Origin of the sequence: Nocardia sp. NPDC056611, from assembly GCF_042792755.1 — a bacterium.
Classification (GTDB): domain Bacteria; phylum Actinomycetota; class Actinomycetes; order Mycobacteriales; family Mycobacteriaceae; genus Nocardia.
On sequence record NZ_JBHTVV010000005.1, the window covers coordinates 35,544 to 60,304 of the forward strand.

A 24,761-nucleotide genomic window follows, 5' to 3' on the forward strand; every position below is an offset into this window, starting at 1 on the left:
GGTCGGTCCTGATTGGGCTGCGCTACTCACACTGCATTACCGTTGTGCGTGAGTTGTCGTAGTTTCACCGTCTGGCGAGGAGCAGGAACTAGATGAACGCCGAGAATTCCGTCGCACAGCGCCATCGGGTGGTGGTGATCGGGTCCGGGTTCGGTGGACTGTTCGCCTGCAAGCACCTGCGCAAGGCCGACGTCGACATCACACTCATCTCCAAGACGTCCACGCACCTGTTCCAGCCGCTGCTGTACCAGGTCGCGACCGGCATCCTGTCCGTCGGCGAGATCGCCCCGGCCACCCGCATCGTGCTGCGCAAGCAGCAGAACACGCAGGTGATCATGGGCGAGGTCACCGATATCGACCTCGAGGGCGGCACCGTCACCTCGCGCCTGCTCAACCGGGACTACGTCACCCCCTTCGACAGCCTCATCGTCGCCGCGGGCGCGCAGCAGTCGTACTTCGGCAACGACCACTTCGCCACCTACGCCCCGGGCATGAAGACCATCGACGACGCTCTCGAACTGCGCGCGCGCATCCTGGGCTCCTTCGAGGAGGCCGAACTGGCCACCGACCAGGAGACCCGCGACCGGTTCATGACCTTCGTCGTGGTCGGCGCCGGCCCCACCGGCGTCGAGCTGGCCGGGCAGATCGCCGAACTCGCCGACCGCACCCTGGACGGCACCTTCCGCAATATCGACACCCGCGACGCGCGCGTCATCCTGGTCGAGGGCGCGGGCGCGGTACTCGCCCCGATGGGCCCCAAGCTGGGCGCCAAGGCGCACAAGCGGCTCGAGAAGATGGGCGTGGAGATCCAGCTCAACGCCATCGTCACCAATGTCGACGCGCGCGGGGTCACCGTCAAGGACAAGGACGGCTCCGAGCGCCGCATCGAATCCGCCTGCAAGGTGTGGTCGGCGGGCGTGCAGGCCAGCGGCCTGGGCAAGATCCTGGCCGACAAGTCCAAGGGCACCGAGGTGGACCGGGCCGGGCGCGTCATCGTCGAACCGGACCTCACCATCAAGGGCTACCCGAACGTGTTCGTGGTCGGCGACCTGATGTCGGTGCCGGGCGTGCCCGGGCAGGCCCAGGGCGCGATCCAGGGCGGCACCTATGCCGCCAAGGCCATCAAAGCCGAGACCGAGGGCAAGCAGAAGGTCGAGGACCGCAAGCCCTTCAAGTACTTCGACAAGGGCTCGATGGCCACGGTGTCGCGGTTCAACGCGGTCTGCCAGGTGGGCAAGCTGGAGTTCAGCGGCTTCTTCGCGTGGCTGGCCTGGCTGGGTCTGCACCTGTGGTACCTGGTCGGCTTCCGCAGCCGCTTCGTCACGGTGCTGGAGTGGTTCGTGTCGTTCCTGGGCCGCCACCGCGGTCAGATGGCGGCCACCGAGCAGTGGGTGTTCGCGCGGCTCGCACTCGAGGCGCTCGACGATCCCGCCGAGGCGCTGGAATTGGCCAAACAGATCGGCGCGGCCGAAAACGCTTCCGGGAACGGCAAATCCGTGGTGAATTCCGACTCGGCGAAATCCACCGAACAGCGCGCGGGCTGACAGCTCGGCCCGGCCGTCCTTCGAATGAGGGTCGGACCGGGCGGCGTGTCCAGACCAATCCGGCACACCGCCGGATCCGAATGTCCGACGTCTGTCGATATTCGGAAGAAAGGTCATTCATGGGCAAACGCCAACCGGTCGATACTGTTTCGCCGCGGCGACGGCGCCTGGGCACACTGGCGGTCGCGGGCGCGCTGCCGCTGGTCGCCGCCCTCGCCGCCGCCGGAACCAGTGCGGCGGAACCGGTTTCGTCCGACGAGACCCAGTCGGCGGTGGTCGACAACCAGCCCGGCGCCATGCTGCCGGGCGGCACCGACGCCCAGCCGGGCGTGGTCGTCGACACCCCGTTCGGCACGCTGGCCGTGCCGATGCCGCAGGCCATGGCCGACGGCGCGCACACCTATCTGGCCGCCACCGCGGCCGAGGTCGCCCCGGACGAGCTGATCGAGCCCGCCGCCGAGGTCGTCCTCCCCGTGCGAGTCAGCCGCAACTCCACCACCGGCGTGCGTGACATCCCCAACGCGCCGCTGACTCCCGTCGACAACGGCAAGCTGCGCCGGCCCGACTCGCCGGCCGCCCCCGAGGTGGCGCCGATCGCGGCACCCGAGGGCAAGCTGCGCCTCGGCGACACCCAGGTCGACATCCCGGCCTGGCTCGACGCGGACCAGGCCGCCCAGGTGAACGCGCTCGCCGCGGGCGCCGAGGCCGAACTGGCCCGCACCTACGACTCGGCCGGCTTCGAGCCGAGCCGGTCGGACCGCATGGCCGCCGCGACGATCGGCTCGGCCGCGGTGGGCGCGACCGCCGCCGTGAGCCTGATCGCGGTGCCGGCGGCCACCGCCGGGGCCGTGATCGGCGGCGCCGTCGGCGCGGTCAACGGGTACCTGACTCCGGCCACCCCGGGCGCCGTCGTGGACCGGGCGACCGGTCTCGACGACACCACCACGGTGGACGCGCCGAGCGCCGATGAGGCGTCCGTTCAGGAGTGATCGCCGAGCTAACGAGGCCGGAATCCGTTGTCGAGGATTCCGGCCTCTTGCTTATGCAGAACCCGCTCAATCCGCTAATTTTCGGTTATCACAACGATTTTCGGTCGTCCTCGTCCTCACCAATCCAGGTGGTCGGTGGGTTCGAATGTCGGTCGTCCCGATGTTCCCCCTGTCCAGAAAGGTCATGTATGGCCGCAGGTAAGCACCGAGCGCTCAACCCGCACCGGAACAAGGTCGGCAATGTGGTGGCGGCGGGTGCGGTCCCACTAGTCATGGCGATCGTCGGATCCGGTGCCGCCAACGCCGCCCCGTCCGAGGTCGCTCCGGCGGCGCAGCGTGACGACGCGCCCAAGGCCCAGTGGCCGGCCGCGGCCGCCCCGAATGTGAATCCCTATGAGGGCCTGCACATTCCGAATGACACCAAGAGCTCCCTCCAGTGGTCGCGTCAGGCCCCGGACAAGAGCTACCTCGCCCCCGTGGGCGTACTCCACCCGCCGGTTCCGGTTTCGGCCGTGCCACCGATCGCGCCGCCGCCGGGCATGTTCCGGTTCGGCGACGTGACGGTTCCGGCGCCCGACTGGATCGACAACGAACAGGCGATCCAGATCAATGACAATGCCGCGCAGGTCGAGGCGAATCTCGCCACCTTCCTCGACTCGGTCGGCATGGAGCGCAGCCGCTCCGACCGCATCGCCGGGCAGACCATCGGCACCGCGGCCATGGGCGCTGTCGCCGGCGCTGTCGCGGCCGCCCCGATCGAGCTCAGCGCCGCCGCCGTCGGCGCGGTGACGGGCCTGGCCGTCGGCGTCCCGCTGTTCCCGGTCGGCCTGGTGGCCGGTCCCGTTCTCGGCGCGGCCGCGGGCGCGGCCATGATCGCCATCCCGGCCGCTGTCGCCGGTGCCGCGGTCGGCGCCGCCGTCGGCGCGTTCAACGGATTCAACGCACCGCCCCGCGTCGTCGGCGACTGATCCCTCCCCGACGAGGCCGCTCGACCAGGTAGATGTGCGCACGCGGCGGAAACCAGCGGTGAGGTTGGTTCCCGCCGCGAACGCGACCGCTGTGGCCCGAAGGCTCCGCGCACGGATCGAAGTTCTTGCGCGACAGCCGTTTTTCGATACTCCGGTCAGGCCGTCAGCAGACGACCGGTCCGCGTGAACAGCGTGCCACCCGCGGCCAGCGGCAGCAGCGCCTGATCCAGGCCCGCCGTATCGGCCGGGCGATCATCGGGATAGGTGAGCACGCTCTCCAGCGCCCGCGGCCCCGACAGCGCGTCATCGGTGATCGCCTCGGAACCCAGTTCCAGTCGGTGCCGCAGCAGCGGAATCGCACCGGCATCCGCGATCAATTCCCCGGTCCAGTGACCGTGGTCCTCCCCCGTGCGGCCGATCTGCACCCGTTCCCGAAGTCGCAGCCGCGCACCGTCTTCCAGGCGCACCGTGGTGAACGTGTCGTGTTCCGCGCCGCCCGCGACCACGGTCGGTTCCGGATCGAAGTCCAGTTCCCCGCCCGCGGCCACCTCGAAACGCCAGTGCGCCACCGACTTCCGGGTCTCGCGGCCCGGCAGCGCGATGGTCGCGGCCACCGACCGCACCCGCAGCCGCGCGCCCGCGCCCACCGTGATCGTGATGTCCAGGACGTCGCCACCCAGCGGTGTGGCGGCGGTGCCGATCAGGTGCACCGTGTCCGGGCCCGTGTGCCGCGCCGCCAGGCCGCCGACCGCGTGAATGCGCGGCAGCGTCCCGGCGGACGCGGTGATACGGAGCTCAGTGCGAATGGGCACCGCCCGCGGTAAGCGAATGGGCACCGCCCGCGGTCAGCGAATGGGCACCGCCCGCGGTGGGCGAATGAGCAACGCCCGCATCCTGTTCGGCGGCCAGCCGCAGCTGCTCGCGCACCCACGCCAGCACCGGCGTCGCGGCCGGATCCTCGGTGAGGGAGGTGAACACGAACGGGCGGCCCTCGCGCACGGTCGTCGAATCACGGTCCATGACCGACAGATCCGCGCCGACCATCGGGGCCAGATCGGTCTTGTTGATGACCAGCAGATCCGACCAGGTGACACCCGGGCCGCCCTTGCGCGGCACCTTGTCGCCACCGGCCACGTCCACCACGAAGATCTGGGCGTCGATCAGGCCGGAGGAGAAGGTGGCGGTCAAGTTGTCGCCGCCGGATTCCACCAGGATCAGATCCAGCGGCGGGTTGGCCTCGATCAGGTCGTCGATGGCGTCGAGGTTGGCGGTGATGTCGTCCCGGATGGCGGTGTGCGGGCAGCCGCCGGTCTGCACGGCGGTGATGCGCTCGTCCGGCAGCACCGCGTTGCGCCGCAGGAAGTCGGCGTCCTCGGTGGTGTAGATGTCGTTGGTCAATACGGCCAGCGACAGCTCGTCGCGCAACTGCCGGCACAGGGCCGCGGTCAGCGCGGTCTTGCCCGATCCGACGGGACCGCCGATCCCGATCCGCACCGGTTCCCCGGGCGTCCGCTCGCGCTTGGGCCGGTCGTGACTGTGATCGTGCGGTTCGCCGTCGATGAGGTGAGGTGGCATGTGCGCTCCTTTCACCCCCATCCTGACCCAGTCACGTAAACCGGGTGTTACCTGGCCCGTGACCGGCTACGACGCGAACAGCGGCATGTCCCGGCGGGGGTGCCGTTCGGCGAGCACGTCCTGCAGCGGGTCGGACAGCGCGGCCAGCGATTCGGTGGCGGTGCGGGCGGTGGCGTCGCACACCGGGGCGAGGCGGATGGTGCAGGCGGCGACGGCGGCCGGATCGAGGGCGAGCAGGCGCTGTGCGGCGGTGGCCGCCCCGGTCATGGTGGTGTAGACGGTGACGGCGGCGATATCGGCGGGGGTGGCCTCGCACACCGTGCCGACCACGCCGAGCACGGTGGACAGATGAGGGCGGGCGCCGAGCGCGTGCCACTCGGCGTGCGGCCAGACCTGTTTGGCCAGCCGCAGCAGGCCGCGGCCCTGGGCGCGAGAGGCGGTGCGGGCGGCCGGGGACGGGGTGCGCGCGTCGGCCTCGAGTTCGGCGCGCCGCGGGTCGAGGGTGCCCGCGCAGACCGCGGCGGCCAGCGAGGCCGCCACCAGTCCCGAGGTGCGGATGCGGCGGCGCAGGAACAGTTCCACGCTGGGCACGTCGCGCAGCAGACCGGAGGCGATGGCCTCCTCGACGCCGCCGGAGTGCACGTGCCCGCCGATCGGCAGCCGGGAGTCGGCGAGGGTCAGCAGGGTGGCCAGGCTCATCGCCGCACCTCCGGGTGTCGCATGGGTCGATCCTAAGCGGCACCCGGAGCGGCGGTGACGACTAGGTGAGCAGGCAGGGCATGGCCGCCGAGATGCTCTGCAGCGCACAGGTGATGGAGTTGGACAGCCCGGCCGAGCCGGTCATCGGCACCAGCCCGGCGACCGGGGCGGCGCCGGTATCGGTGACGGGCACCAACTCGACCGAGGCGGCCATGGCCGGGGCGGCGCCGATGCCGGAGGCGATGGCGGCGACGGCAAAGGCTTTCAGTGCAACGTTTTTCATGAATTTCCCTTTCTCACACAGCATCCTCACAGGATGTGATCGCAGCGAGACTAACCCACGTTCCACAGGTGTGAACGGTGTTTGTTTCAAAATGCGCGACTTGACCTGAATATTAGTTGAGGTTGCAGACTGGGCGGGCAGAACGTCAACGAGGTAGAGGAGTCGCCGTGCACGCCATCCGTCTTCACGAGTTCGGGCCCGCCGAGAACCTGCGGTACGAGACCGTCGCGGACCCCGAGCCTGGGCCCGGGCAGGTCCGGATCGCCGTCCGCGCCGCGGGGGTGCACCTGCTGGACACCTCGATTCGGCAGGGCGTGGCGGGCGGCCCGCTGCCCTTGCCCGAGCTGCCCACGATTCCGGGCCGCGAGATCGCCGGGACCGTGGACCGGGTCGGGCCCGGCAGCGACGAAAGCTGGCTCGGGCGAGCGGTTGTCGCGCACATCGGGCAGGCGCCGGGCGGGTACGCCGAGCTCGTGGTCACCGAAGCCGAACGGCTGCACCCGATTCCGGACGGCCTCGACGCGGGTTCGGCGGTGGCCATGATCGGCACCGGCCGGACCGCACTGGGCGTTCTGAGTTTCGCGGAGGTGGGCCCGGAGACCATGGCCCTGGTTCCGGCCGCGGCGGGCGGCATCGGCACCCTGCTGGTGCAGTACCTGGTCGCGGCGGGCGCGACCGTCATCGGGCTCGCGGGCGGCCCGGTGAAGACCGATCAGGTGTACGAGAACGGCGCGGACCTCGCGTTGGACTACCTCGATCCGTCCTGGCCCGAGGCCGTGCGCGCCAAGTACGGGGAGCGACCCGCGACCCTGCTGTTCGACGGGATCGGCGGCGAGATCGCGCGCACCGCGGTCGATCTGCTGGCAGACGGCGGCGTCCGCCTGGTGTTCGGCTGGTCCGGCGGGGAGGTGGAACTCGACGAGCAGGCCTTGGCCGCGCGTGGCATCACCTCGCAGGTGACGCTCGGTCCGCCCATGCTGCAGCGCGGGGGCGGCTTGCGCGCCTTGGAGACGCGCGCGCTGGCCGAGGCCGCGGCGGGCCGATTGCGTCCGGTGGTGCAGTCCTTCCCGCTGGCCGAGGCGGCGGCCGCGCACCACGCCCTGGAGACCCGCGCGACCGCCGGCAAAGTGGTCCTAGTCCCCTGACCGCCGCCTGAGGCTGCGTTCCATGAACCGCTGCGCTGCCCCGCGACGCAGATCCGTCCAGGCCTGCACCGGGCCGGTCCACCAGGGCGAGATCTCGAGGGGCCGCGCGACCACGGCGTGACAGACCAGGTCGGCCGCCTCGTCGGCGGTCAGCCCGGGCACGCCCGAGAAGTCGGTGGGCGCGCTCATGCGGGTGTGCACCAGCGGCATGTACACCGAGGTGGTGGTGACGCCGTCGGCGGCGATCTCGGTGGCCACCGTCCGCAGCCAGATGTCGAACGCGCCCTTCGAGGCGCCATAGGCCGCCCAGCGTGGCGCGGGCGGCATGCGCAGACCCCAGGTGGAGATGTTCACGATGTGCCCGCGGCCGCGTTCGCGCATGCCGGGTAGCAGGGTCAGCAGCAGCCGCACCGGGCCCAGATAGTTGACGTCCATGGTGCGGGTGAAATCGTGGAAACGGTCGTAGGATTCGTCGATCGGGCGGCGGATCGAACGGCCCGCGTTGTTGATCACCACATCCACCCGGCCGTGTTCGGCCAGCACCAGGCGGCCCAGTTCTTCGACGGCGTCGAATTCGGTGATGTCGGACTGGTAGACGTGCGCGATCCCGCCCGCGGCGGTGATCTCGGCGGCCACGTCCTCGAGGTCCTCGCGCGATCGCGCGACCAGCAGGACCGTCGCGCCCGCGGCGGCCAGCTTCCGAGCCGCCGCCTTGCCGATGCCGTGCGAGGCCCCGGTCACCAGGATCACGGTGCCCGACACCGCCTCGCGCAGGGCTTTCTCGCGCGGCCGGGAGGTCGGGTAGAAGATTCTGGTCGCCACGCGTTCGGCCAGCGGTCGGCCGTTCGGCCCGGCCGGCTGGTTCGGGGCGTCGTGCTCAGCCACGTTTCCGAGCCTAACCGCCGGACCGGTATGTGATCGCGAATGAGTGGAAATACCCTGGCCGCACTGCGGATTCCTGCACCAGGATGAGGACGATATCCCGGGGGAAGGAAACCGATGACGACTACTCGCACGCCGGAGCGGCCGACGCCGGAAGAGGTGACGTTCTGGGGCTGGTGCGCTCGCGCGGTGGTGCTGGTGGTGTTCGTGCCGCCGCGATTGCTGTGGGAGGGGATCACCCGCGTGCCGCGACTGATCGCGGCGGCGTTCCGGCTGTTCACCGACCATCTCGCGAAACCGCTCGCGATCCTGTTCCGGGACTGGGTGTTCCGGCCGCTGCGCAATTTCGTGCGCAATTACCTGTGGCATCTGCTGATCCAGCAGTTGTTGTTCGGCATGGTGCTCACGCCGATCGGCGCGTTCCTGCTCGCGTACTTCCTGCGCCCGATCCAGCGCGCGATCGAGGAATGGTTGTGGCGGCGGGTGCTGAAGCCCGGCATCCCGTGGGTGTTCCGCACGATCGTGAAACCCATCGCCGAGGCGATCGGCTGGACCGTGGCGAATCTCTGGAAATGGCTTGTCGCGGTGCCGCTCTCGACGCTGTGGCGGTATGTGCTGAGCCCCGGCGGCCGCTGGCTGATGACCGCCGTCATCGAGCCGCTGGTCGAATGGCTGATCGTGTGGCCGGCGAGGCAGCTGTGGCGCTGGCTGCTGCGGCCGATCGCCTACGCGGTCGTCGCGGTGATCGTGTTCGGCTGGCGGGTGGCCACCGCCGTCGTCGCGGTCACGGTGGTCGCCCCTTGCCGATGGCTGCATCGCACGGTGCTGCGACCGCTGTTCGCGGCCGTCGCCCGGGCCTGGCGGGCCCTCGCCGATCCGGTGCGCAGGCTGTATCAGCGCGTGATCATGCCCTGGCGCGCCCGGATCACCGAGGTGTGGACCGGCCTGTTCGGCTAGTGCGCGGAACCGGCTTTCACCGCAGCCTCTTTCACGGGCGTCCCGGCCTTGGCGAAGAACGCGACCGCCGCCATCGCGGCCAGCAGGACCGCGCCGGCGGTGGTCGCGACGTGCATGCCGGTCACGAACGACTCGCGCGCCGAATCGATCAGGGCGGTATCGTCCCCGGCCTCGGCGACGGTCTCCCCCAGCGTGGACCCGAAGTTCCCGCCGGACCGGAACACCAGCGCGGCCAGCGAACCCAGCAGCGCCAGGCCCAAGCCATTGCCCAGTTCGAAGCTGGTCTCGGAGATGCCGACCGCGGAACCGGCCCGCTCCGGCGGCACCGAGGACACCGCCACCTCCGACACCAGGGTGAAGGCGATGCCGAAGCCCGCGCCCGCGACCACGGATCCAGCCACGTACCAGCCGATTCCACCGTTCACGCCGACCCCGAGCAGCATCAGGTTGCCCAGCGCGGCCAGGCCCAGGGCGAGCACGAAGGTGGTCTTGGTGCCGAACACGCGCCCGATCCGCGCGCCGCTCATGGAGAATACGAACACCACGACCGCGCCCGGAATCCCGAGCAGCGCCGCGGCCAGCGGGTCGCGGCCGGTCACCGACTGCAGGTACACGCTGGTCAGGTAGCTCATCCCGGCCAGGGCGAGCATGCCGACCGTGCTGGAGCCGATGGCCACCGAGAACAGTCCGCGACGGAAAAGGCTCAGATCGAGCAGCGGTTCCTCGAGGTGGCGCTGGCGGCGGACGAACGCGGTCAGCAGAAGTGCGCCGACGATGCCGATGCCCACCGCGGGCAGGTCGAAGCCCTCGGCCGCCAAGCGCTTGACGGCGTACACGATCGGCAGGATGCCGCCGATCGACAGCAGCACACTCACCCAGTCGAGGGGGCCGCGCGCGGCGGCGCGGTGCTCGGGGAGCAGCAGCGGCCCGAAGACCAGCAGCACCAACAGGACCGGAGCGTTGATGAGGAACACCGAGCCCCACCAGAAGTGGTGCAGCAGTATGCCGCCGATGATCGGCCCGACCGCCGAGCCGCCCGCGAAGAACGCCGTCCACACGCCGATCGCGGTGGCGCGGGAGCGGTCCTCGGGGAACAGGGTGGAGATGAGCGCCAGCGAGGAGGGCAGCAGTGTCGCGCCGCCCAAGCCCATGAGCGCCCGCGCCGCGATGAGCACGCCCGCGCTGGGGGCGAAAGCGGCCAGCGCCGAGGCGATTCCGAAGACGGTGGCCCCGGCCAGCAGAATATTGCGTCGCCCGATGCGGTCGCCGAGATTGCCCATGGTGATGAGCAGGCCGGCGATCATGAAGCCGTAGATGTCGAGGATCCAGAGCTGTTGGGTCGCGGACGGATCCAGGCTCTGGGTCAGGGTGGGCATGGCCAGGTAGAGCACCGACATGTCCATCGACACCAGCAGCACGGGGAGCAGCAGGACGGCCAGGCCCGCCCAGGCACGGCGCGGCGTCTTCGCGCCGGGGCGCGCGAGGGTACTCGTCATGACCTATCCTTCGGGCTGCTCGGGGCCCACCGGGCCCTGTCCATGGAACGCGCCCGGGCGTACAACGTACGCTCGAGCGCGGGTACAGTGTACGCACACCCCGCGCCGGAAGGGAACAATTCGTCCGATGACCGAGGCCAAGCTCACCCGGGCCGCCATCGTCGACACCGCCATCGCCCTCGCCGACGAGTCCGGACTCGACGCGCTGTCCATGCGCCGCATCGCCGAGCGGATGAACGCCGGGGCCATGTCGCTCTACCGGCACGTCCCCAACAAGGACACCCTGCTCGCCGCCATGACCGACGAGGTCTCGCGCCGCAATCCCTATCCCCCGGCCGAGGGGCGGGACTGGACCTGGCGCGACCGCGTGCGCATCGCCGCCGAGGTGGATTGGCGGCTCTACCAGGAGCATCCGTGGGTGCTGTTCACCTTCGCGGTGCCGCGCTACAACTTCGGCGAGCACAGCCTGATCGTGCTGAGCTGGCTGGTCGAGGGCTTCGCCGAACTCGGCGTGGACGCCCGCGAGGCGACGCGGATGTCGCTGTCGGTGTGGAGCTATATCGCGGGCGTGGCTTTGCAGGAGGTCAGCGCCCGGATGCTGCGCGGCCGCGACAGTGATGGGGAAGACCGGTCAGGTCTGACCGCGCTGCTCGACGGCGATCCGCACTGGCCGGTGCCACCCGCCCTGGCCGGACTCGAGGGCACCCGCGACACCGCCCTGCTGAACCCGGAGCATCTGCTCGACACCGGCCTCACCGCGCTCTGCGACGGCTTCGCGGCCCGCGCCGCGCTCTGATCCGCCCCGAAAACCGTTCGGTATCGGGCTGGTTCAACCGCCACCGCAAGTACATTCCGGTCGGTACTCTTTGAGGCGTGCGAAAGGTGGGTGATCCGCACGGGTTCCGGACGCCGAGTCCCGGAACAGCGTGGTCACCGACGCGTCGATGAACTCCCAGCGGTCACGCCGGAGCTGGGTCTCACTACCAACGATTCTCCTTTTCCGAGGTGAATGATGGCCAGGAAGTTCGAAGGACATATCGCGCTCGATATTCGTGATTCGGTCGCCGACTGGGGACCGTACGCGGAACCGACCGCCCCGCCGGGCGCGCCCAATGTGCTGTACCTGGTGTGGGACGACATCGGCATCGCCACCTGGGACTGCTACGGCGGCCTGGTCGACATGCCGAACATGAAACGGATCGCCGACAGTGGCGTGCAATTCACGCAATTCCACACCACCGCACTGTGTTCACCCACCCGCGCCTCCCTGCTGACCGGGCGAAACGCGTCGTCGGTCGGCATGGCGACCATCGAGGAGTTCAGTGACGGATTCCCGAGCCTGTCGGGACGCATCCCCGCCGACACCGCCCTGTGCTCGGAGGTGCTCGGCGAACGCGGGTGGAACACCTACGCCGTCGGCAAATGGCATATGACGCCGTTGGAGGAGGAGAATCTCGCGGCCTCGAAGCGGCACTGGCCGCTGGGGCGCGGATTCGAACGGTTCTACGGTTTCCTGGGCGGCGAGGCCGACCAGTGGTATCCGAATCTCGTGTACGACAACCACCCGATCGCGCAGCCGTATTCGCCGGAGGACGGGTATCACCTGTCGAAGGATCTGGCCGACAAGTCGATCGAGTTCATTCGCGACGCCAAGGTGATCGCCCCCGACAAGCCGTGGTTCATGTACCTGTGCCCGGGCTGCGGGCACGCCCCGCACCATGTCGCTCAGGAGTGGGCCGATCAATACCGCGGCAAGTTCGACCTGGGCTACGAGAAGTACCGCGAGATCGTGCTCGACAACCAGAAGCGCATGGGCCTGATTCCGGAGAACACCGAGCTGTCGCCCATGAACCCGTACAGCGATGTCACCAGCGCCGATGGCAAGCCGTGGCCGGCGCAGGACACGGTGCGCGCCTGGGATTCGCTGTCGGAGAACGAGAAACGGCTCTTCGCCCGACAGGCGGAGGTGTTCGCCGGATTCCTCTCCTACACCGACGCCCAGATCGGGCGGGTGCTGGACTACCTCGAGGAGACCGGCCAGCTGGACAACACCATCATCGTGGCCTTCTCCGACAACGGCGCCAGCGGCGAGGGCGGCCCGAACGGTTCGGTCAACGAGATGAAGTTCTTCAACGGCTACATCGACACGATCGAGGACAGCCTGGTCAAGCTCGACGAGCTGGGTCTGCCGACCACCTACAACCACTACAGCATCGGGTGGGCGATGGCCTTCAACACCCCGTACAAGCTGTACAAGCGGTACGCCTCACACGAGGGCGGCATCGCCGATCCCTGCCTGATGGCGTGGCCGGCGGGCATCCCGGCTCGCGGCGAGATCCGCCATCAGTACCTCAATGTCTGCGACGTCACCCCCACCGTCTACGAGCTGCTGGGCATCACGCCGCCGGACACGGTGAAGAACGTGCCGCAGCGTCCCCTCGAGGGAGTCAGTTTCCGGGCCCTGTTCGACGACGCCGACGCCGATGTCGGCAAGCACACCCAGTTCTATTCGATGCTGGGCACGCGCGGCATCTGGCATCGCGGCTGGTTCGCCGACACCGTGCACGCGGCCTGCCCGTCCGGCTGGGGACACTTCGATCAGGACCGCTGGGAGCTGTTCCATATCGATCAGGACCGCAGCCAGATGCACGACCTGGCCGCGGAGCATCCCGAGAAGCTGGAGGAATTGAAGGCGCTGTGGTTCTCCGAGGCGGAGAAGTACAACGGGATGCCGCTCAATGATCTCGATATCGTCTCCGCGCTGGTGCGCTATCGGCCGACGTACGCCAGGGGCCTGGACCGTGCCGTCTACTACCCGGACAGCGCGGAGGTCGGACCGGGCGCGGCGCTCGAGATTCTGGGCCGTTCGTTCGCGCTGCTCGCCGAGACGACGATCGTCAGCCCGGACGCGGAGGGCGTGCTGTTCGCCCACGGCGGGCGGCTCGGCGGGCACGCCCTGTTCGTCCAGGACGGTCACCTCTGCTACGTCTACAACTTCCTCGGCGAGGAGGAGCAGGCCATCGTCTCCGATTGCCGGGTGCCGCTCGGCGATCACATTCTCGGGGTGCGCTACGAACGGCACGGCACCCGGCCCGACCACTACACGCCCACGGGTGAGGCCATCCTCTACATCGACGAGAACCCGGTGGGCTCACTCGATGACATGCGGATCCAGCCGACCGTGTTCTCCGGGGTCGGGGAGGGCGTCCGGGTCGGCCGGGACACCGGCCAGTCCGTGTCGGGCCGGTACCACTCGCCGTTCCCGTTCACCGGCGGAACCATGCACCAGGTGATCGAGGACGTGAGCGGGAAGCCGTACATGGATCTGGAAATGGCTGCGGCCGCCGCGTTCTCGCGCGACTGAGCCGCGCGCTCGGGGCGGCGGTGTTCCCGTCGGAACTTTCCGCTGGTCGCCGCCCCGAGCGCAGCCGTTGTGGCACGCTGTGCACGATTGCCGATCGTGCACGGTCACGCGGTGTGCGAATACGCAGAGGCGGCAAGGAGTTACGAGCCCCGGTCAGCGCTCGATATCGCCGTCGAGGTACACCCACTTCCCCTCATCCCGGCGAAATCGGCTGTTCTCGTGCAGTTCTCCCGCTGCCCCGTGCACGCGGTAGTGCGCCCGGAATTCCACGGTCCCCTCGGTGTGGAACGGTCCCCCACCGGTCGCGCCGAGGATCTCGAGCCGATCCCAGCGCATGCCCGGATCGAAATCGACCTCGGCGGGCCGGGTTTCGGGGTCCCAGCTGCGCAGCAGGTACGCCTCGTCCTCGACCGCGAAGGCACTGAATCGCGACCGCATCAGTTGCTCGGCGGTGGTGGCGGCCCGTTCGCCGCGGTGCAGCCGCCCGCAACAGTCGGCATAGGCGGCGGGCAGGCCGCACGGGCAGGCCTCGGGCGCGGGACGGTTCTCGCGGCGCTTCGACATGGGCTCAAGCGTAGAAGCTCCGTCCTTCGGCCCCGCCGGACACCGACCACACCTCCACGATCTGCCCGTTCTCGGCGCGCAGGATGTCGGTGCCGCTGAGTTCGCGCACGATCGTCCCGTCCGGTGCGGTGATCCGGGCGCCGTAGGGGCGGGCGATGATTCCGGTTCGGGTGTCGTCCATTTCGACGACCGGGATGCCCTGCGTGGAGAACTCCAGGCCCGGCCGCTCGGCCCGGAAGGTGTCGATGGCGGCGGTGAAGGCCGCGCGGTCCTGCACGCTGTCGTAGGCGTCCGCGCCCGGCTGGGCGTAGCGCAGGGTGAACGCGGGGGCCATGATCTCGTCGGCCAACGCGAGGTCGCCGTTCCACATCTGGGTCCAGCGGTCGAACAGGTCGATGGCGTAGTCGCGCATATCCACTCCAATAGTCTCATTGATACCGTATGACTGGCATCAAGGTATAGTCTCAGCGATACGGTGTCAAACGAGAGGGGATTCGGAATGGCCGAGCTAGGCCCGCAGGACCACATCGTGCTGGGACTCATCGCCCGCCACGGACCGCTGACCCCCTACGACATCAAGGCGCGGCTGGAGGAGAGCGTCGACAAGTTCTGGCCCATCCCCCACGCGCAGCTCTACCGCGTCCCCCCGCGCCTGGCCGATCAGGGCCTGCTCCGCGAGGAGGCCGAGGAGTCCGGCCGCCGGCGGCGCATCTTCCACCTCACCGACGCCGGGCGCGCCGAATTGACCCGCTGGCTGGGCGATCCCACCTCACCCCAGCCCGAGACCCGCGACCCCGCCCAGCTGAAACTGTTCTTCGCCGACCTGGGCGAGCCCGGCGACGTGGTGGCCCTGGCCCGCAATCAGGTCGCCGAGCACCGGCATTGGCTGGACATGTACCGCGCGCTCTACGACGAGATCGACCCCACCGACAGCGTCCGCGCCACCTCGCGGGCCCGCATCCTGCGCCTGGGCATCATGCACGAGCAGGCGTACGTGGACTATTGGAAGGAATTGGCCGCGAACCCCGATCCGCGGCCGTGACCGGTCAGTCGTCGTCGCCGGCCACGACCGCGTAGGCGAACCCGTCCCACCCCTTGCCGCCGACGGTCTGCACCACGGTCCCGTCCAATCGCGGCTCGGCGGCGATGAATTCGATGACCTCCCGGCTGGCTCGCACCGCCGCGTCCGCCGAATCCGCGTCCGCGATCGCGCCGTTGCGCACCACATTGTCGACGACGATCACCGATCCGGGCCGGGTCAGCGTCAACGCCCACCGCACATAGTTGGTGTTGTTGACCTTGTCGGCATCGATGAACACCAGATCGAACGGCTCGGGCCGCTCGGCCTCGAGCGCGGGCAGCGAGTCCAGCGCCGCGCCGACCCGAATCTCCACCCGATCCCCCACCCCGGCCCGATCCAGGTTCTCACGCGCGACTTCCGCATGCAGCGGCTCGAATTCGAGCGTCACCACCCGCCCGGACTTCCCCACGGCCCGCGCCAGCCACGTGGTGCTGTACCCGCCGAGCGTCCCGATCTCGAGCACCCGCCGCGCCCGCACTGACTTCCCGAGCAGATACAGGAACTTCCCCTGCGGCGGCGACACGTCGATGGCGGGCAACCCCGCCTCCGCATTGGCCCGCAACGTCCCCGAATCCTCGTCCCCCACCAGGGTTTCGACGAGGTAGCGATCAACATCGGCCCAGTCGGCAGTCGTCATACCTCGCAGTCTGCCAGGGGTTCGGGCACCCGCCCAGCATTGTCCTCACGCTGACAGTTTCGCGCTCAGGACTTGACCGCGTCCGCGAGCCGCGGGAGTTGGCGGAGTGGATTGTGGTGTTCGATCTCCATGCGCTGGTCGGCGTCGAAGATCGCGGACAGGCCCGGAGCCGGGTCGTGGGATCCGGTCTGGGGCAGGGTGAGTGCGCTGAAGGGCCAGTCGGATCCGAAGACGATGTGGTCGCGGCCGGTGACGGCGAGCACGCTCGCCATGGCCGCGGCCGAGCCGCTGAGCGCGGTGTCGTAGTAGAAGCGCGAGATCTGGTTCTGGGTGTCGAGGATCGAGGGTTTCGGCAGGTCCTCGGGCCACAACCGGCCCAGCACCGACTGAGAGGCGACGCTGATGCGATGGGACAGGAACGGCACGGCGCCGCCGGCGTGCGCGAGCTGGAAACGGATGCCGGGATAGCGCTGGGTCATGCCGGTGACCATCATCATGGTGGCCGCGCGGGTGGTGTCGAAGGTGAACTCCTCGAGGAAGTCCGGTAGTGGCAGTGCGGGTTTGGCGTTGTCGGGGATCGCCGCCGGGTGCACGAAGACGTAGGCGTTGCGCTGGCGCAAAGCGGCCATCAGCGGTTCGAAGCGGGGATCGCCGAGGTAGACGCCGTTGTAGGCGGACAGCAGGATCACACCGTCGAGCCGCAGTTCGTCGAGGGCGTAGATCGCCTCCGCGATCGAGGCGGCGATATCGGGCATCGGCAGGACCGCGAACGCGCCGAACCGGGTGGGGTGGGTCGTGAACAGTCCGGCGGCGTAGGTGTTGCAGTACCGGGCCATGTCGATGGCGTCCCGGCCGCTCAGGAACGACACGCCCGGGTCGGACACCGAAAGCGCCTGCGCCTGAATGCCGTAGTAGTCCATGAAGCCGATGGCCTGCTCGGGCGACCAGTCCGGGGTCGGGTAGCCGCCGATGGTGAGGTGGCCGTGCTCGAGCAGCGCGGCCCGGTAGTCCGGCGGCAGGAAGTGCGCGTGCAGGTCGATGCGGTAGGTCCCGGCCGGTGCGGGCTGCTCGGCGCGCGCCGGTGTGCCCAGGCTCGCCGGCCAGGCCGCCGCGGCGAGTCCGGCCAGGCCGCCGCCGAGTGCGGCGCGCCGGGTGAGGTCGATGCGGAGTGCCGGTCGAGAGTTCGTCACGGGGTTCGCCTTTCGATCATGGTCGACATCGCTTCTGATATTTTCGTCAGATACGATTCGGGTAACAGTGCCGAGCGGAACGAGGGAGCACATGGCCGCAGCACCGGAGGCGCGGACCCGCACCGATCGGCGGCGGGAACGCACGCGCACCGCCTTGCTGGGCGCGGCGCAGAAGTTCCTGTCGGAGGGCCGTTCCGCGGTGAGCATTCAGGAGATCACCGACGCCGCCGATGTCGGCTTCGGCTCCTTCTACAACCACTTCGGTTCCAAGGAAGAGCTTTTCGACGAGGCCGTCCGCGCGGTACTGAACATCTACAGCGAGATGCGCGATGACATCGTGGCGGTCTACACCGACCCCGCCGAGGTGTTCGCGGTCAGCTTCCGCATGACCGGCCGGCTGCAACGGCAACTGCCCGAAGGGGTCCGGGTGATCCTGAACTCCGGCACTTCCATCCTGCTGCGCGACGAGGGTCTGGCCCCGCGGGCCCGCCACGACATCGTGGCCGCCCAGGAGGCGGGCCGCTTCGAGCCGATGGATCCCGATATGGCGGTCATGGCCGCGGGTGGCGCGCTGCTCGGTCTGCTCCAGATGCTCGACGCGCGACCCGAAGCCGACGCGGGCGCGCTCACCGATGAGATGACCTTTCACATGCTGCGCATGTTCGGCATGACCAAGCGCGCGGCGGAGAAGCTGACCACCGGCGAGCTGCCCCCGCTGCCACAGCTCTGAATTCATCGCCTGACGTCCCGCGCGCTCAGGTCCAGGGCGATATCGGCGAGCATGTCCTCCTGGCCGCCCACCAGGCGGCGGTGTCCGGCCTCCACCAGCAGTGACCGCACGTCGACGCCGTAGGTGCCGGAAGCCTGTTCGGCGTGCCGCAGGAAGCTCGAGTACACGCCCGCGTAGCCGAGGGTGAGGGTCTCGCGATCGACCTGGACCGGACGTTCGAGCAGCGGGCGGATCAGGTCGTCGGCGGCATCGGTGAGCGCGTCCAGGTCGGCGCGGTGCTCCCACCCCGACAGATCGGCGACCGCGACGAAGGCTTCCAGCGGCGTATTGCCCGCGCCCGCACCCAGACCCGCGAGGGAGGCGTCGACCCGGATCGCACCCTGCTCCACCGCGACCACGCTGTTGGCCACCGCGAGGGACAGGTTCTGGTGGGCGTGGATCCCGATCTCGGTGGTGGGGTCGAGGACATCGCGGTACGCGCGGACCCGGTCCCGCACGCCGTCCATGGTGAGACGACCCCCGGAGTCGGTGACGTAGACGCAGTGCGCGCCATAGGATTCCATCAGCTTCGCCTGCGCGGCCAGCCCCTCGGGGCTGTTCAGGTGACTCATCATCAGGAATCCGGAGACGTCCATCCCGAGTTCGCGGGCGCACCCGATGTGCTGAGCGGCGATATCGGCCTCGGTGCAGTGGGTGGCCACCCGGACCGACCGCACCCCGAGGTCGTGGGCGCGCCGCAGGTCCGCGACGGTGCCGATGCCGGGCAGCAGCAGCGTGGTGAGCCGGGCGCGGGTGAGTGCGCCCGCGGCGGCTTCCAGCCATTCCCCATCGGTGTGGCTGCCGGGGCCGTAGGTGAGGCTGCCGCCGTGCAGGCCGTCGCCGTGGGCCACTTCCACCGCGTCGACTCCGGCCGCGTCCAGGGCCGCCGCGATGGTGGCGACGGTCCGCGGGCTGATGCGGTGGCGCAGCGCGTGCATGCCGTCGCGCAGGGTCACGTCTTGCAGGTACAGGCCGGTCATCGGGCGGGCTCCGGGGTCGGCGCGGCCGAAATCGCGGCCGCGGCAAGGTCTTCGGCGACGCGCACCGCGGCCGAGGTCATGATGTCGAGGTTGCCGGCGTAGGCCGGAAGGTAGTGGGCGGCGCCTTCCACCTCGAGGAAGACCGACACCTGGTGGGTGACGGGGGCGTTGCCGGTCAGCGTGTGCAGCGCGGCGTCCGGGGCGAGCGGGGTGATCTGGACGTCCTGCTTCAGCCGATAGCCGGGCACATAGGCCGCGACCTCGGCCACCATGGCGGTGATCGAGTCCCGCACGGCCGCTTCGAGTTCGGAGTCGGGATCGTCGATGAGCGCCAGAACGGTGTCGCGCATGATGAGCGGGGGTTCGGCCGGATTGAGCACGATGATGGCCCGCCCGCGCGCCGCGCCGCCGACGTCTTCGATGGCGCGCGAGGTGGTTTCGGTGAATTCGTCGATGTTCGCGCGGGTGCCCGGCCCCGCGGACTTCGACGCGATCGAGGCCACGATCTCGGCGTAGGGCACCGCGGTCACCCGGGAGACGGCGGCGACGACCGGGATCGTCGCCTGTCCGCCGCAGGTCACCATGTTCACGTTCACCGCGCCCCGGTGTGCGTCCAGATTGACCGCCGGGACCACGAAGGGGCCCAGCGCCGCCGGTGTCAGGTCGATCAGGCGTTTGCCGTGCGATGCGAGCGCGGCCGAATTGGCGTGGTGCGCACTGGCGGACGTGGCATCGAAGACGATGTCGATCTCCCCGAAGTGCGGCATGGCGATCAGCCCGTCCACACCGTCGGCGGTGACCGGAACACCGAGTCGCGCCGCGCGGGCCAGCCCGTCGGAGGCCGGATCGATGCCCACCAGGGCGGCCATCTCCAGCGATGGCGACGACCGCAGCACCTTGATCATCAGATCGGTGCCGATATTGCCCGAGCCGATGACGGCTACCTTGGTGCGGCTCATTGCTCCTCCTCCAGCAGGAAGTCGACGGCACCGAGCAGCCTGGCGCCACCGAACAGTTGGGATCGAACCCGTGCGCCGGGCCGCGGCACGGCCATGGGTCCCAGCGCCCCCGACAGCACGAGCTCCCCCGCGCGCAGCGGTTCCCCGAAGTCACGGGCGGTCCGCGCCAGCCAGGCCAGGGCGTTGAGCGGATCGCCGAGACACGCGGAACCTGTTCCGGTGGACACGATCTCGCCGTCGACGGTCATGCTCATGACGATGTCGCGTGGCTCGAACTCCTCGAGCGAGAGGCGCTCTCCGCCCAGCACATACCAGCCGCTCGACGCGTTGTCGGCGACGGTGTCGGCGAAACTGATGTCCCAGCCGGCGATCCGGCTGTCCACGATCTCGAGTGCCGCGACCGCGTAGTCGACGGCCCCGCGCACACCCGCCGCATCCAGATCCTCCGCGTCGAGATCCGCACCGAGCACGAAGGCCAATTCGGCCTCGATCTTCGGTTGCAGCAGCCTGGGTCGCCGCCCCACCGGCGTCGCACCGGCATCCATGTCGTCGAACAGCACCCCGAAGTCGGGCTGATCCACGCCCAGCTGCCGCTGCACGGCGGGCGCGGTGAGCCCGATCTTGCGCCCCACCACCCGGGCCCCGGCCGCCACCCGTTCCCGAACTCCGATGCGCTGCACCGCGTACGCGGTCGCTCCATCGTCGGGCCCGATGAGATCCCGCACCGGAGCGACAGGTTGCCCACCGGTCACGGCGCGCGAGAGCCGCTCGGCGGCCGCCCGTATCCGGTCCGCCTCGACCGCGATCGTTGTCATCGGTTCTCCTCCGATCCGAGCAGCGCGCCTGCCTCAGCGGTTGCGCGTGCGCTCTCCGTGTCATCGCGGTGCACGCTCTCCGGCCTGGTCCGCTGCGACGCGCGCGGTGATAGGTCGGCCGCCGCACCCCACGGGTCCTGCGGTGCGGACCCGCCGCCCGCTGCGAACAGTTTCGTGCGGAGCGCGGCCACGAGCTCCCCGGCCCGGCCGTGCTCGACCGTGCCGAAAACGAAACGGTCGGGCCGGAGCAAGGTCACGCCGCCGCGTCGCGCGCCGCCCTTGGCGAGCCATCTCGTGATCGCGCCGGTGTGGTCCTCGAGGTCGGCGACGTCGTCGTCTTCGCAGTTCCATGCACCGCTGTCGCCTTGTGGCCGCCCGCCGCGGGGGAAGACCGTGACGAACCGGGTGCCCACGGCCCGCAGGGCGGCCAGCTCCTCGGTGCTCAGCTCGGCCCGAGGATCGACGGCGTAGCCGAGCAGCGAAAAGCCCAGGCCCAGCGTCTCATCGAAGCGGATTACCCGGCCGTCGAGCGTACGGACCATCGGCTGCGGTGCCAGCGTGCCCTCGATGCCGCGCCATCCCCGCCGCGGCAGTCCCAGATACGCCCCACGCCGGAATCGCGGTGCCGGCTTCATCTTCGCGGCCCGGATCCAGCCGCCCACTCCCGGCACTCGCACAGCCGTGGTCAGCCCCAGGTCGCGCAGGGCGGCGAGTAGCGGGTTGCCGAGGGAGACAAGGTGTTTGTTGAGGACCGACAGGTCGATCATCGCCTTGGCGTGCGGGCGGCGTTCGGTCTCGTAGGTGTCCAGGATGCGGTGGTCCGCACCGTGTTCGAGGATGGCGGTCAGCTTCCAGGAGAGATTGTCCGCGTCGCGGACGCCGGAGTTCATGCCCTGGCCGATGAACTGCGGCGTCATGTGGGCGGCGTCGCCCGCGATGAGGACGCGCCCGTCACGCCAACGGTCGGCGACCACGGCGTTGAAGGTGTAGACGAGTTTGCGCACCACCTCGACCCGGTCGGGGTCGACGAAACGGGAGATGTGGCGGCGCACCGTTTCCGGGCTCTCCATATCCGCTTTCGTCTGACTGTCGGTGAGCATGAATTCGAAGCGGTGGTGGCCGCCCGGCTGCGGGCAGGACACGATCGGCAGGGCCGGGTCGCAGACGAAGTCGAAGTAGGGCAGGTGCGCGAACGGGTTCGCACCGGCGCGGGCCTTCAGGTCCACGACCAGCCAGCGTTCGGGAAAACTGGTGCCGCTCATGTCGATTCCCAGCGCCGTGCGCACCACGCTGCGGCCACCGTCGCAGCCGACGAGGAACCGCGCGCGGACGCGCTCGGTGGTCTGCGGGTCGGTGTCGGGCGGGTTCTTGCCGTAGCCGGTCCCGTGGCAGCGCGCGTGCTCGACGGTGACCGCGTCGGCATCCTGCTCGAAGCCCAGGACCTCGCGGCCGCGGAGCACGGTGACGTGCGGGTACCGGTCCAGGGCGCGTTCGAGGGTGTTCTCCAGGTACGGCTGGTAGAGGAAGTTCACGATCGGCCAGCCGAGCGGTCGGTCGGTGCGCTGGAACTGGGCCAGGATCCGCCCGTCGCCACGCACCCATTGCACGACCGAGTCGGCGTTCATGTCGGCGGCCAGTTCGTCGGCGGCCCCGGCGGTCTGGAAGATCCGCAGGCCCTCGTCGTCGGTGTAGACGGCGCGGGCCATGCCGTAGAACTCGGGTTCGCGTTCGAGGACGAGCACGCTGGTTCCGCGCCGGCCGAGCAGGTTCGCCAGGGTGAGGCCGGTGGGTCCGAGACCGACGATCACCACGTCGTAGCCGGTGTCTGTCATCGGGGTCCTCCGGTCAACTGCGGGACGGTGATCTCGGGTGTGGCGGCGGTCCGCAATGCCTGCCGGAATTGGGTGAACTTGTCGAGCACGGTCTCCCCCACCGGGGTGTGGCCCCAACTGCTGATGCCCCGGTAGGTCGCAGGCTCCCAGGTGGATTCGAGTTCGGGCCCGATGACCACCGGATTCCAGCCGACCTCGAGTTCGAATCCGGAGGGGGTCACGCAGTAGAAGGACAGCTCGCGGTCATTGGTGTGCTGGCCGACCGACCACTGCATGCGGAAGCCCAGTTCGGTGACCCGCCGGAACGCGGCGAGCATGTCGTCGAGGGTCGCGGACTGGATATTGATGTGCTGCACCCGGGTTCGCAGCGGATCGACTTTCAGGCCGCGGAGGTTGGCGATGGCGATCGAGTGGTGGCGTTCGTTGACCCGCAGGAATCGGATCTTCATCTTCAGCCCGGACACGTTCTCGTCGATGAAATCGGTCAGGCGGGAATCGAAGACGGTCCGGTAGTAGGCGCGCATGGCCTCCGGTTCCCGCGACACCATGGCCACGTGCCCGAGCCCGGCCTCCCCGGTGACCCAGCCGGAACTCAGCATCCGCAGCGGAGCCGCCGTTGTCGTCGATGTCGTGAAGATCTCCTGCGCGAGGCCTTTCGGCCCGGCGAAGCGCCACAGGCGTTCCACGCCGCGCAGGGCGGCCTCGTCCGCGCTGCCCTCGGCGATCGGCACACCTCGGTCGGCGACCCGGGCCAGGATCCGGTCGAAGGTCTGGTGATCGTCGATCTGCCAGCCGATGGCGGTCACGTCCTCGGCGGGACCGCGCTCGATCAGGAACCGGCATTCGCGGTCGTCGAGGCGGAAACGCAGTGCGCCGGAGTCGATCTCGTCGACGTGCAGGCCGATGGCGTCCGCGCCGAAGCGCCGCCACTGCGGCAGCCGATTCGATCGGACCGCGATGTATCCCAGGTGGACGGCGCCGAATACCGATCCGTCGGTGGTGGGTCGGAGGAACTCGCTCATGATCAGTCCCCGAGGAATGCGGCCGCGAGGGTGTTGAACAGCTCGGCGCGCTCCCACTGCACCCAGTGGCCGGTGTTCGCCGCCAGATACAGGTCGCAGTTCGGCATGGTGCCGGCCAGCATTCGCCCGCCCTCGGGGCGATTGACCCTGTCGTTCGCGCCCCAGATCACCAAGGTGGGATGGGCGAGCGCGGGCAGCCGCGAGTCGCGGGTGAAATCCATGCGCCACAAGGTCCGCAGCGCCAGCGGGCCCGACGGGCGGCGCAGGGGCGGGTTGGCCACGACCTCGGGATCGACACTGGCCGCGTAGCGCTGGTCGATCAGTTCCTCGGGCACCGTGCCGCCGTCGAAGACCAGGTACTCCCGAATGAATCGGCGCAGCTTGTCGCGACTGGGACCCTCGCCCTGGTAGTAGCCCAGCAGCGCGTTCAGCCCGGCGGTCGGCAGAGCCCGGGTGGTGCCGACGCCGCCGGGGCCCATGAGGACCATGCGGCCGACCTTGTCGGGCCGATCCAGCGCGAGGCGCAGGGCGGCCGCGCCGCCGTAGGAGTTCCCGACCAGATGGGCGGAGTCGATCCCGAGTTCGTCGAGTAGCCCGCCGATCGAGCGCCCGAGGTATCCGAACGGATCCGAGTGGTCGATCCACTTCTCGGACCGCCCGTATCCGGGCAGGTCCGGCACGATCACGCGGAACCGGCGGGCCAGCTCGCCGATATTGCGCGAATAGTTCGCGATCCCGGTCGCGCCCGGCCCGCCGCCGTGCAGCAGCACGACCGCCGGTCCCGATCCGGTCTCTCCGACCTGGATCTCGCGGCCGCCGACCCGGACCGTCCGTTCGGTCAGCTCGCCATCGATGCTCGTCATCGCCACCTCCGTACCGTTGTTGATGAAATCATCAGTTACGACGGTTTCCTCTGTCAAGAAGAAATGATGAAATCATCAGAAATGTGGGATGGGGTGTCCGCAGACGAAAGAACGCCAATGCCCCTCGGGCATTGGCGTTCGACGCGG

General features: G+C 69.5%; 25 protein-coding genes. 9 read left to right on the forward strand and 16 right to left on the reverse strand.

Annotated elements, in window-relative coordinates:
* Positions 1-92: 92 nt before the first annotated feature.
* The 3 genes from ACFRAQ_RS25635 to ACFRAQ_RS25645 all read left to right on the forward strand — a co-directional run bounded on the left by ACFRAQ_RS25635 (position 93) and on the right by ACFRAQ_RS25645 (position 3,501).
* Complete coding sequence (locus ACFRAQ_RS25635; protein ID WP_379103894.1) at positions 93-1,544, forward strand: NAD(P)/FAD-dependent oxidoreductase; 1,452 nt, start codon at positions 93-95, stop codon at positions 1,542-1,544.
* Positions 1,545-1,663: 119 nt separating this feature from the next.
* Complete coding sequence (locus tag ACFRAQ_RS25640) at positions 1,664-2,533, forward strand: hypothetical protein (RefSeq protein WP_379103896.1); 870 nt, start codon at positions 1,664-1,666, stop codon at positions 2,531-2,533.
* A 188-nt stretch (positions 2,534-2,721) separates the two neighbouring features.
* Positions 2,722-3,501 (forward strand): hypothetical protein, encoded by a 780-nt coding sequence (locus ACFRAQ_RS25645; RefSeq protein ID WP_379103898.1) that lies wholly within the window; start codon positions 2,722-2,724, stop codon positions 3,499-3,501.
* 155 nt (positions 3,502-3,656) lie between these two features.
* Here the strand turns inward: ACFRAQ_RS25645 and ACFRAQ_RS25650 are convergent, their stop codons facing one another.
* The 4 genes from ACFRAQ_RS25650 to ACFRAQ_RS25665 form a co-directional block, all read right to left on the reverse strand.
* A complete protein-coding gene (locus tag ACFRAQ_RS25650; RefSeq protein ID WP_379104931.1) occupies positions 3,657-4,307 on the reverse strand; it encodes an urease accessory protein UreD in 651 nt (216 codons plus the stop codon).
* Positions 4,297-5,076, reverse strand: coding sequence for an urease accessory protein UreG (ureG, locus tag ACFRAQ_RS25655; RefSeq protein WP_379103900.1), 780 nt, complete (start codon positions 5,074-5,076; stop codon positions 4,297-4,299). Before ureG ends, ACFRAQ_RS25650 begins: the two co-directional genes overlap by 11 nt.
* A 66-nt stretch (positions 5,077-5,142) precedes the next feature.
* The gene (locus ACFRAQ_RS25660) at positions 5,143-5,775 is read right to left on the reverse strand and encodes an urease accessory protein UreF (protein WP_379103902.1); all 633 of its coding nucleotides are present in this window, start codon (positions 5,773-5,775) and stop codon (positions 5,143-5,145) included.
* Between the two features lie 61 nt (positions 5,776-5,836).
* Positions 5,837-6,058, reverse strand: coding sequence for a hypothetical protein (locus ACFRAQ_RS25665; RefSeq protein ID WP_379103904.1), 222 nt, complete (start codon positions 6,056-6,058; stop codon positions 5,837-5,839).
* Positions 6,059-6,225: 167 nt separating this feature from the next.
* Here ACFRAQ_RS25665 and ACFRAQ_RS25670 point away from each other — a divergent pair, with 167 nt between their 5' ends.
* Positions 6,226-7,203: a zinc-binding dehydrogenase gene (locus ACFRAQ_RS25670; RefSeq protein ID WP_379103906.1), complete on the forward strand. Its 978-nt coding sequence runs from the start codon at positions 6,226-6,228 to the stop codon at positions 7,201-7,203.
* Here the strand turns inward: ACFRAQ_RS25670 and ACFRAQ_RS25675 are convergent.
* The gene (locus ACFRAQ_RS25675) at positions 7,192-8,088 is read right to left on the reverse strand and encodes an SDR family NAD(P)-dependent oxidoreductase (protein WP_379103909.1); all 897 of its coding nucleotides are present in this window, start codon (positions 8,086-8,088) and stop codon (positions 7,192-7,194) included. The two genes, ACFRAQ_RS25670 and ACFRAQ_RS25675, sit on opposite strands and share 12 nt — an antisense overlap.
* Before the next feature lie 114 nt (positions 8,089-8,202).
* Here ACFRAQ_RS25675 and ACFRAQ_RS25680 point away from each other — a divergent pair, with 114 nt between their 5' ends.
* On the forward strand, positions 8,203-9,042 hold the full coding sequence (locus ACFRAQ_RS25680; RefSeq protein ID WP_379103911.1) for a hypothetical protein: 840 nt from the start codon (positions 8,203-8,205) through the stop codon (positions 9,040-9,042).
* Here ACFRAQ_RS25680 and ACFRAQ_RS25685 read toward each other — a convergent pair.
* A complete protein-coding gene (locus tag ACFRAQ_RS25685; RefSeq protein ID WP_379103914.1) occupies positions 9,039-10,538 on the reverse strand; it encodes an MFS transporter in 1,500 nt (499 codons plus the stop codon). The two genes, ACFRAQ_RS25680 and ACFRAQ_RS25685, sit on opposite strands and share 4 nt — an antisense overlap.
* 127 nt (positions 10,539-10,665) lie before the next feature.
* Between ACFRAQ_RS25685 and ACFRAQ_RS25690 the strand changes: the two genes are divergently transcribed.
* Together ACFRAQ_RS25690 and ACFRAQ_RS25695 are read left to right on the forward strand one after the other, a co-directional pair.
* Positions 10,666-11,334 (forward strand): TetR/AcrR family transcriptional regulator, encoded by a 669-nt coding sequence (locus tag ACFRAQ_RS25690; RefSeq protein ID WP_379103916.1) that lies wholly within the window; start codon positions 10,666-10,668, stop codon positions 11,332-11,334.
* A gap of 216 nt (positions 11,335-11,550) precedes the next feature.
* Positions 11,551-13,902 carry an arylsulfatase gene (locus ACFRAQ_RS25695; RefSeq protein WP_379103918.1) on the forward strand — a complete coding sequence of 784 codons (2,352 nt, stop codon included), beginning with the start codon at positions 11,551-11,553 and terminating at the stop codon, positions 13,900-13,902.
* 153 nt (positions 13,903-14,055) lie between these two features.
* On the opposite strand, the gene ACFRAQ_RS25700 is transcribed toward ACFRAQ_RS25695, so the two are convergent.
* Complete coding sequence (locus tag ACFRAQ_RS25700; RefSeq protein WP_379103920.1) at positions 14,056-14,466, reverse strand: YchJ family protein; 411 nt, start codon at positions 14,464-14,466, stop codon at positions 14,056-14,058.
* A 4-nt stretch (positions 14,467-14,470) separates the two neighbouring features.
* Positions 14,471-14,878, reverse strand: coding sequence for a nuclear transport factor 2 family protein (locus tag ACFRAQ_RS25705; protein WP_379104933.1), 408 nt, complete (start codon positions 14,876-14,878; stop codon positions 14,471-14,473).
* Between the two features lie 87 nt (positions 14,879-14,965).
* Here ACFRAQ_RS25705 and ACFRAQ_RS25710 point away from each other — a divergent pair, with 87 nt between their 5' ends.
* The gene (locus ACFRAQ_RS25710) at positions 14,966-15,508 is read left to right on the forward strand and encodes a PadR family transcriptional regulator (RefSeq protein ID WP_379103922.1); all 543 of its coding nucleotides are present in this window, start codon (positions 14,966-14,968) and stop codon (positions 15,506-15,508) included.
* Positions 15,509-15,512: 4 nt separating this feature from the next.
* Here ACFRAQ_RS25710 and ACFRAQ_RS25715 read toward each other — a convergent pair whose 3' ends face one another.
* Positions 15,513-16,184, reverse strand: coding sequence for an O-methyltransferase (locus ACFRAQ_RS25715; RefSeq protein WP_379103924.1), 672 nt, complete (start codon positions 16,182-16,184; stop codon positions 15,513-15,515).
* Positions 16,185-16,249: 65 nt separating this feature from the next.
* A complete protein-coding gene (locus tag ACFRAQ_RS25720; protein WP_379103926.1) occupies positions 16,250-17,374 on the reverse strand; it encodes an amidohydrolase family protein in 1,125 nt (374 codons plus the stop codon).
* A gap of 91 nt (positions 17,375-17,465) precedes the next feature.
* Between ACFRAQ_RS25720 and ACFRAQ_RS25725 the strand changes: the two genes are divergently transcribed.
* Positions 17,466-18,104, forward strand: a complete 639-nt coding sequence (locus ACFRAQ_RS25725) for a TetR/AcrR family transcriptional regulator (protein ID WP_379103928.1) — start codon at positions 17,466-17,468, stop codon at positions 18,102-18,104.
* A 2-nt stretch (positions 18,105-18,106) separates the two neighbouring features.
* Here the strand turns inward: ACFRAQ_RS25725 and dmpG are convergent, their stop codons facing one another.
* The 6 genes from dmpG to ACFRAQ_RS25755 are packed head-to-tail and all read right to left on the reverse strand — an operon-like array spanning position 18,107 to position 24,614.
* Positions 18,107-19,123: a 4-hydroxy-2-oxovalerate aldolase gene (gene dmpG, locus ACFRAQ_RS25730; RefSeq protein WP_379103930.1), complete on the reverse strand. Its 1,017-nt coding sequence runs from the start codon at positions 19,121-19,123 to the stop codon at positions 18,107-18,109.
* Positions 19,120-20,082: an acetaldehyde dehydrogenase (acetylating) gene (locus ACFRAQ_RS25735; RefSeq protein WP_379103932.1), complete on the reverse strand. Its 963-nt coding sequence runs from the start codon at positions 20,080-20,082 to the stop codon at positions 19,120-19,122. Before ACFRAQ_RS25735 ends, dmpG begins: the two co-directional genes overlap by 4 nt.
* Positions 20,079-20,897 (reverse strand): 2-keto-4-pentenoate hydratase, encoded by an 819-nt coding sequence (locus tag ACFRAQ_RS25740; RefSeq protein ID WP_379103934.1) that lies wholly within the window; start codon positions 20,895-20,897, stop codon positions 20,079-20,081. Before ACFRAQ_RS25740 ends, ACFRAQ_RS25735 begins: the two co-directional genes overlap by 4 nt.
* Positions 20,894-22,729 carry a bifunctional 3-(3-hydroxy-phenyl)propionate/3-hydroxycinnamic acid hydroxylase gene (locus tag ACFRAQ_RS25745; RefSeq protein WP_379103936.1) on the reverse strand — a complete coding sequence of 612 codons (1,836 nt, stop codon included), beginning with the start codon at positions 22,727-22,729 and terminating at the stop codon, positions 20,894-20,896. Before ACFRAQ_RS25745 ends, ACFRAQ_RS25740 begins: the two co-directional genes overlap by 4 nt.
* Positions 22,726-23,751, reverse strand: coding sequence for a VOC family protein (locus ACFRAQ_RS25750; protein ID WP_379103940.1), 1,026 nt, complete (start codon positions 23,749-23,751; stop codon positions 22,726-22,728). Before ACFRAQ_RS25750 ends, ACFRAQ_RS25745 begins: the two co-directional genes overlap by 4 nt.
* A gap of 2 nt (positions 23,752-23,753) precedes the next feature.
* Complete coding sequence (locus ACFRAQ_RS25755) at positions 23,754-24,614, reverse strand: alpha/beta fold hydrolase (RefSeq protein ID WP_379103942.1); 861 nt, start codon at positions 24,612-24,614, stop codon at positions 23,754-23,756.
* Positions 24,615-24,761 lie beyond the last annotated feature (147 nt).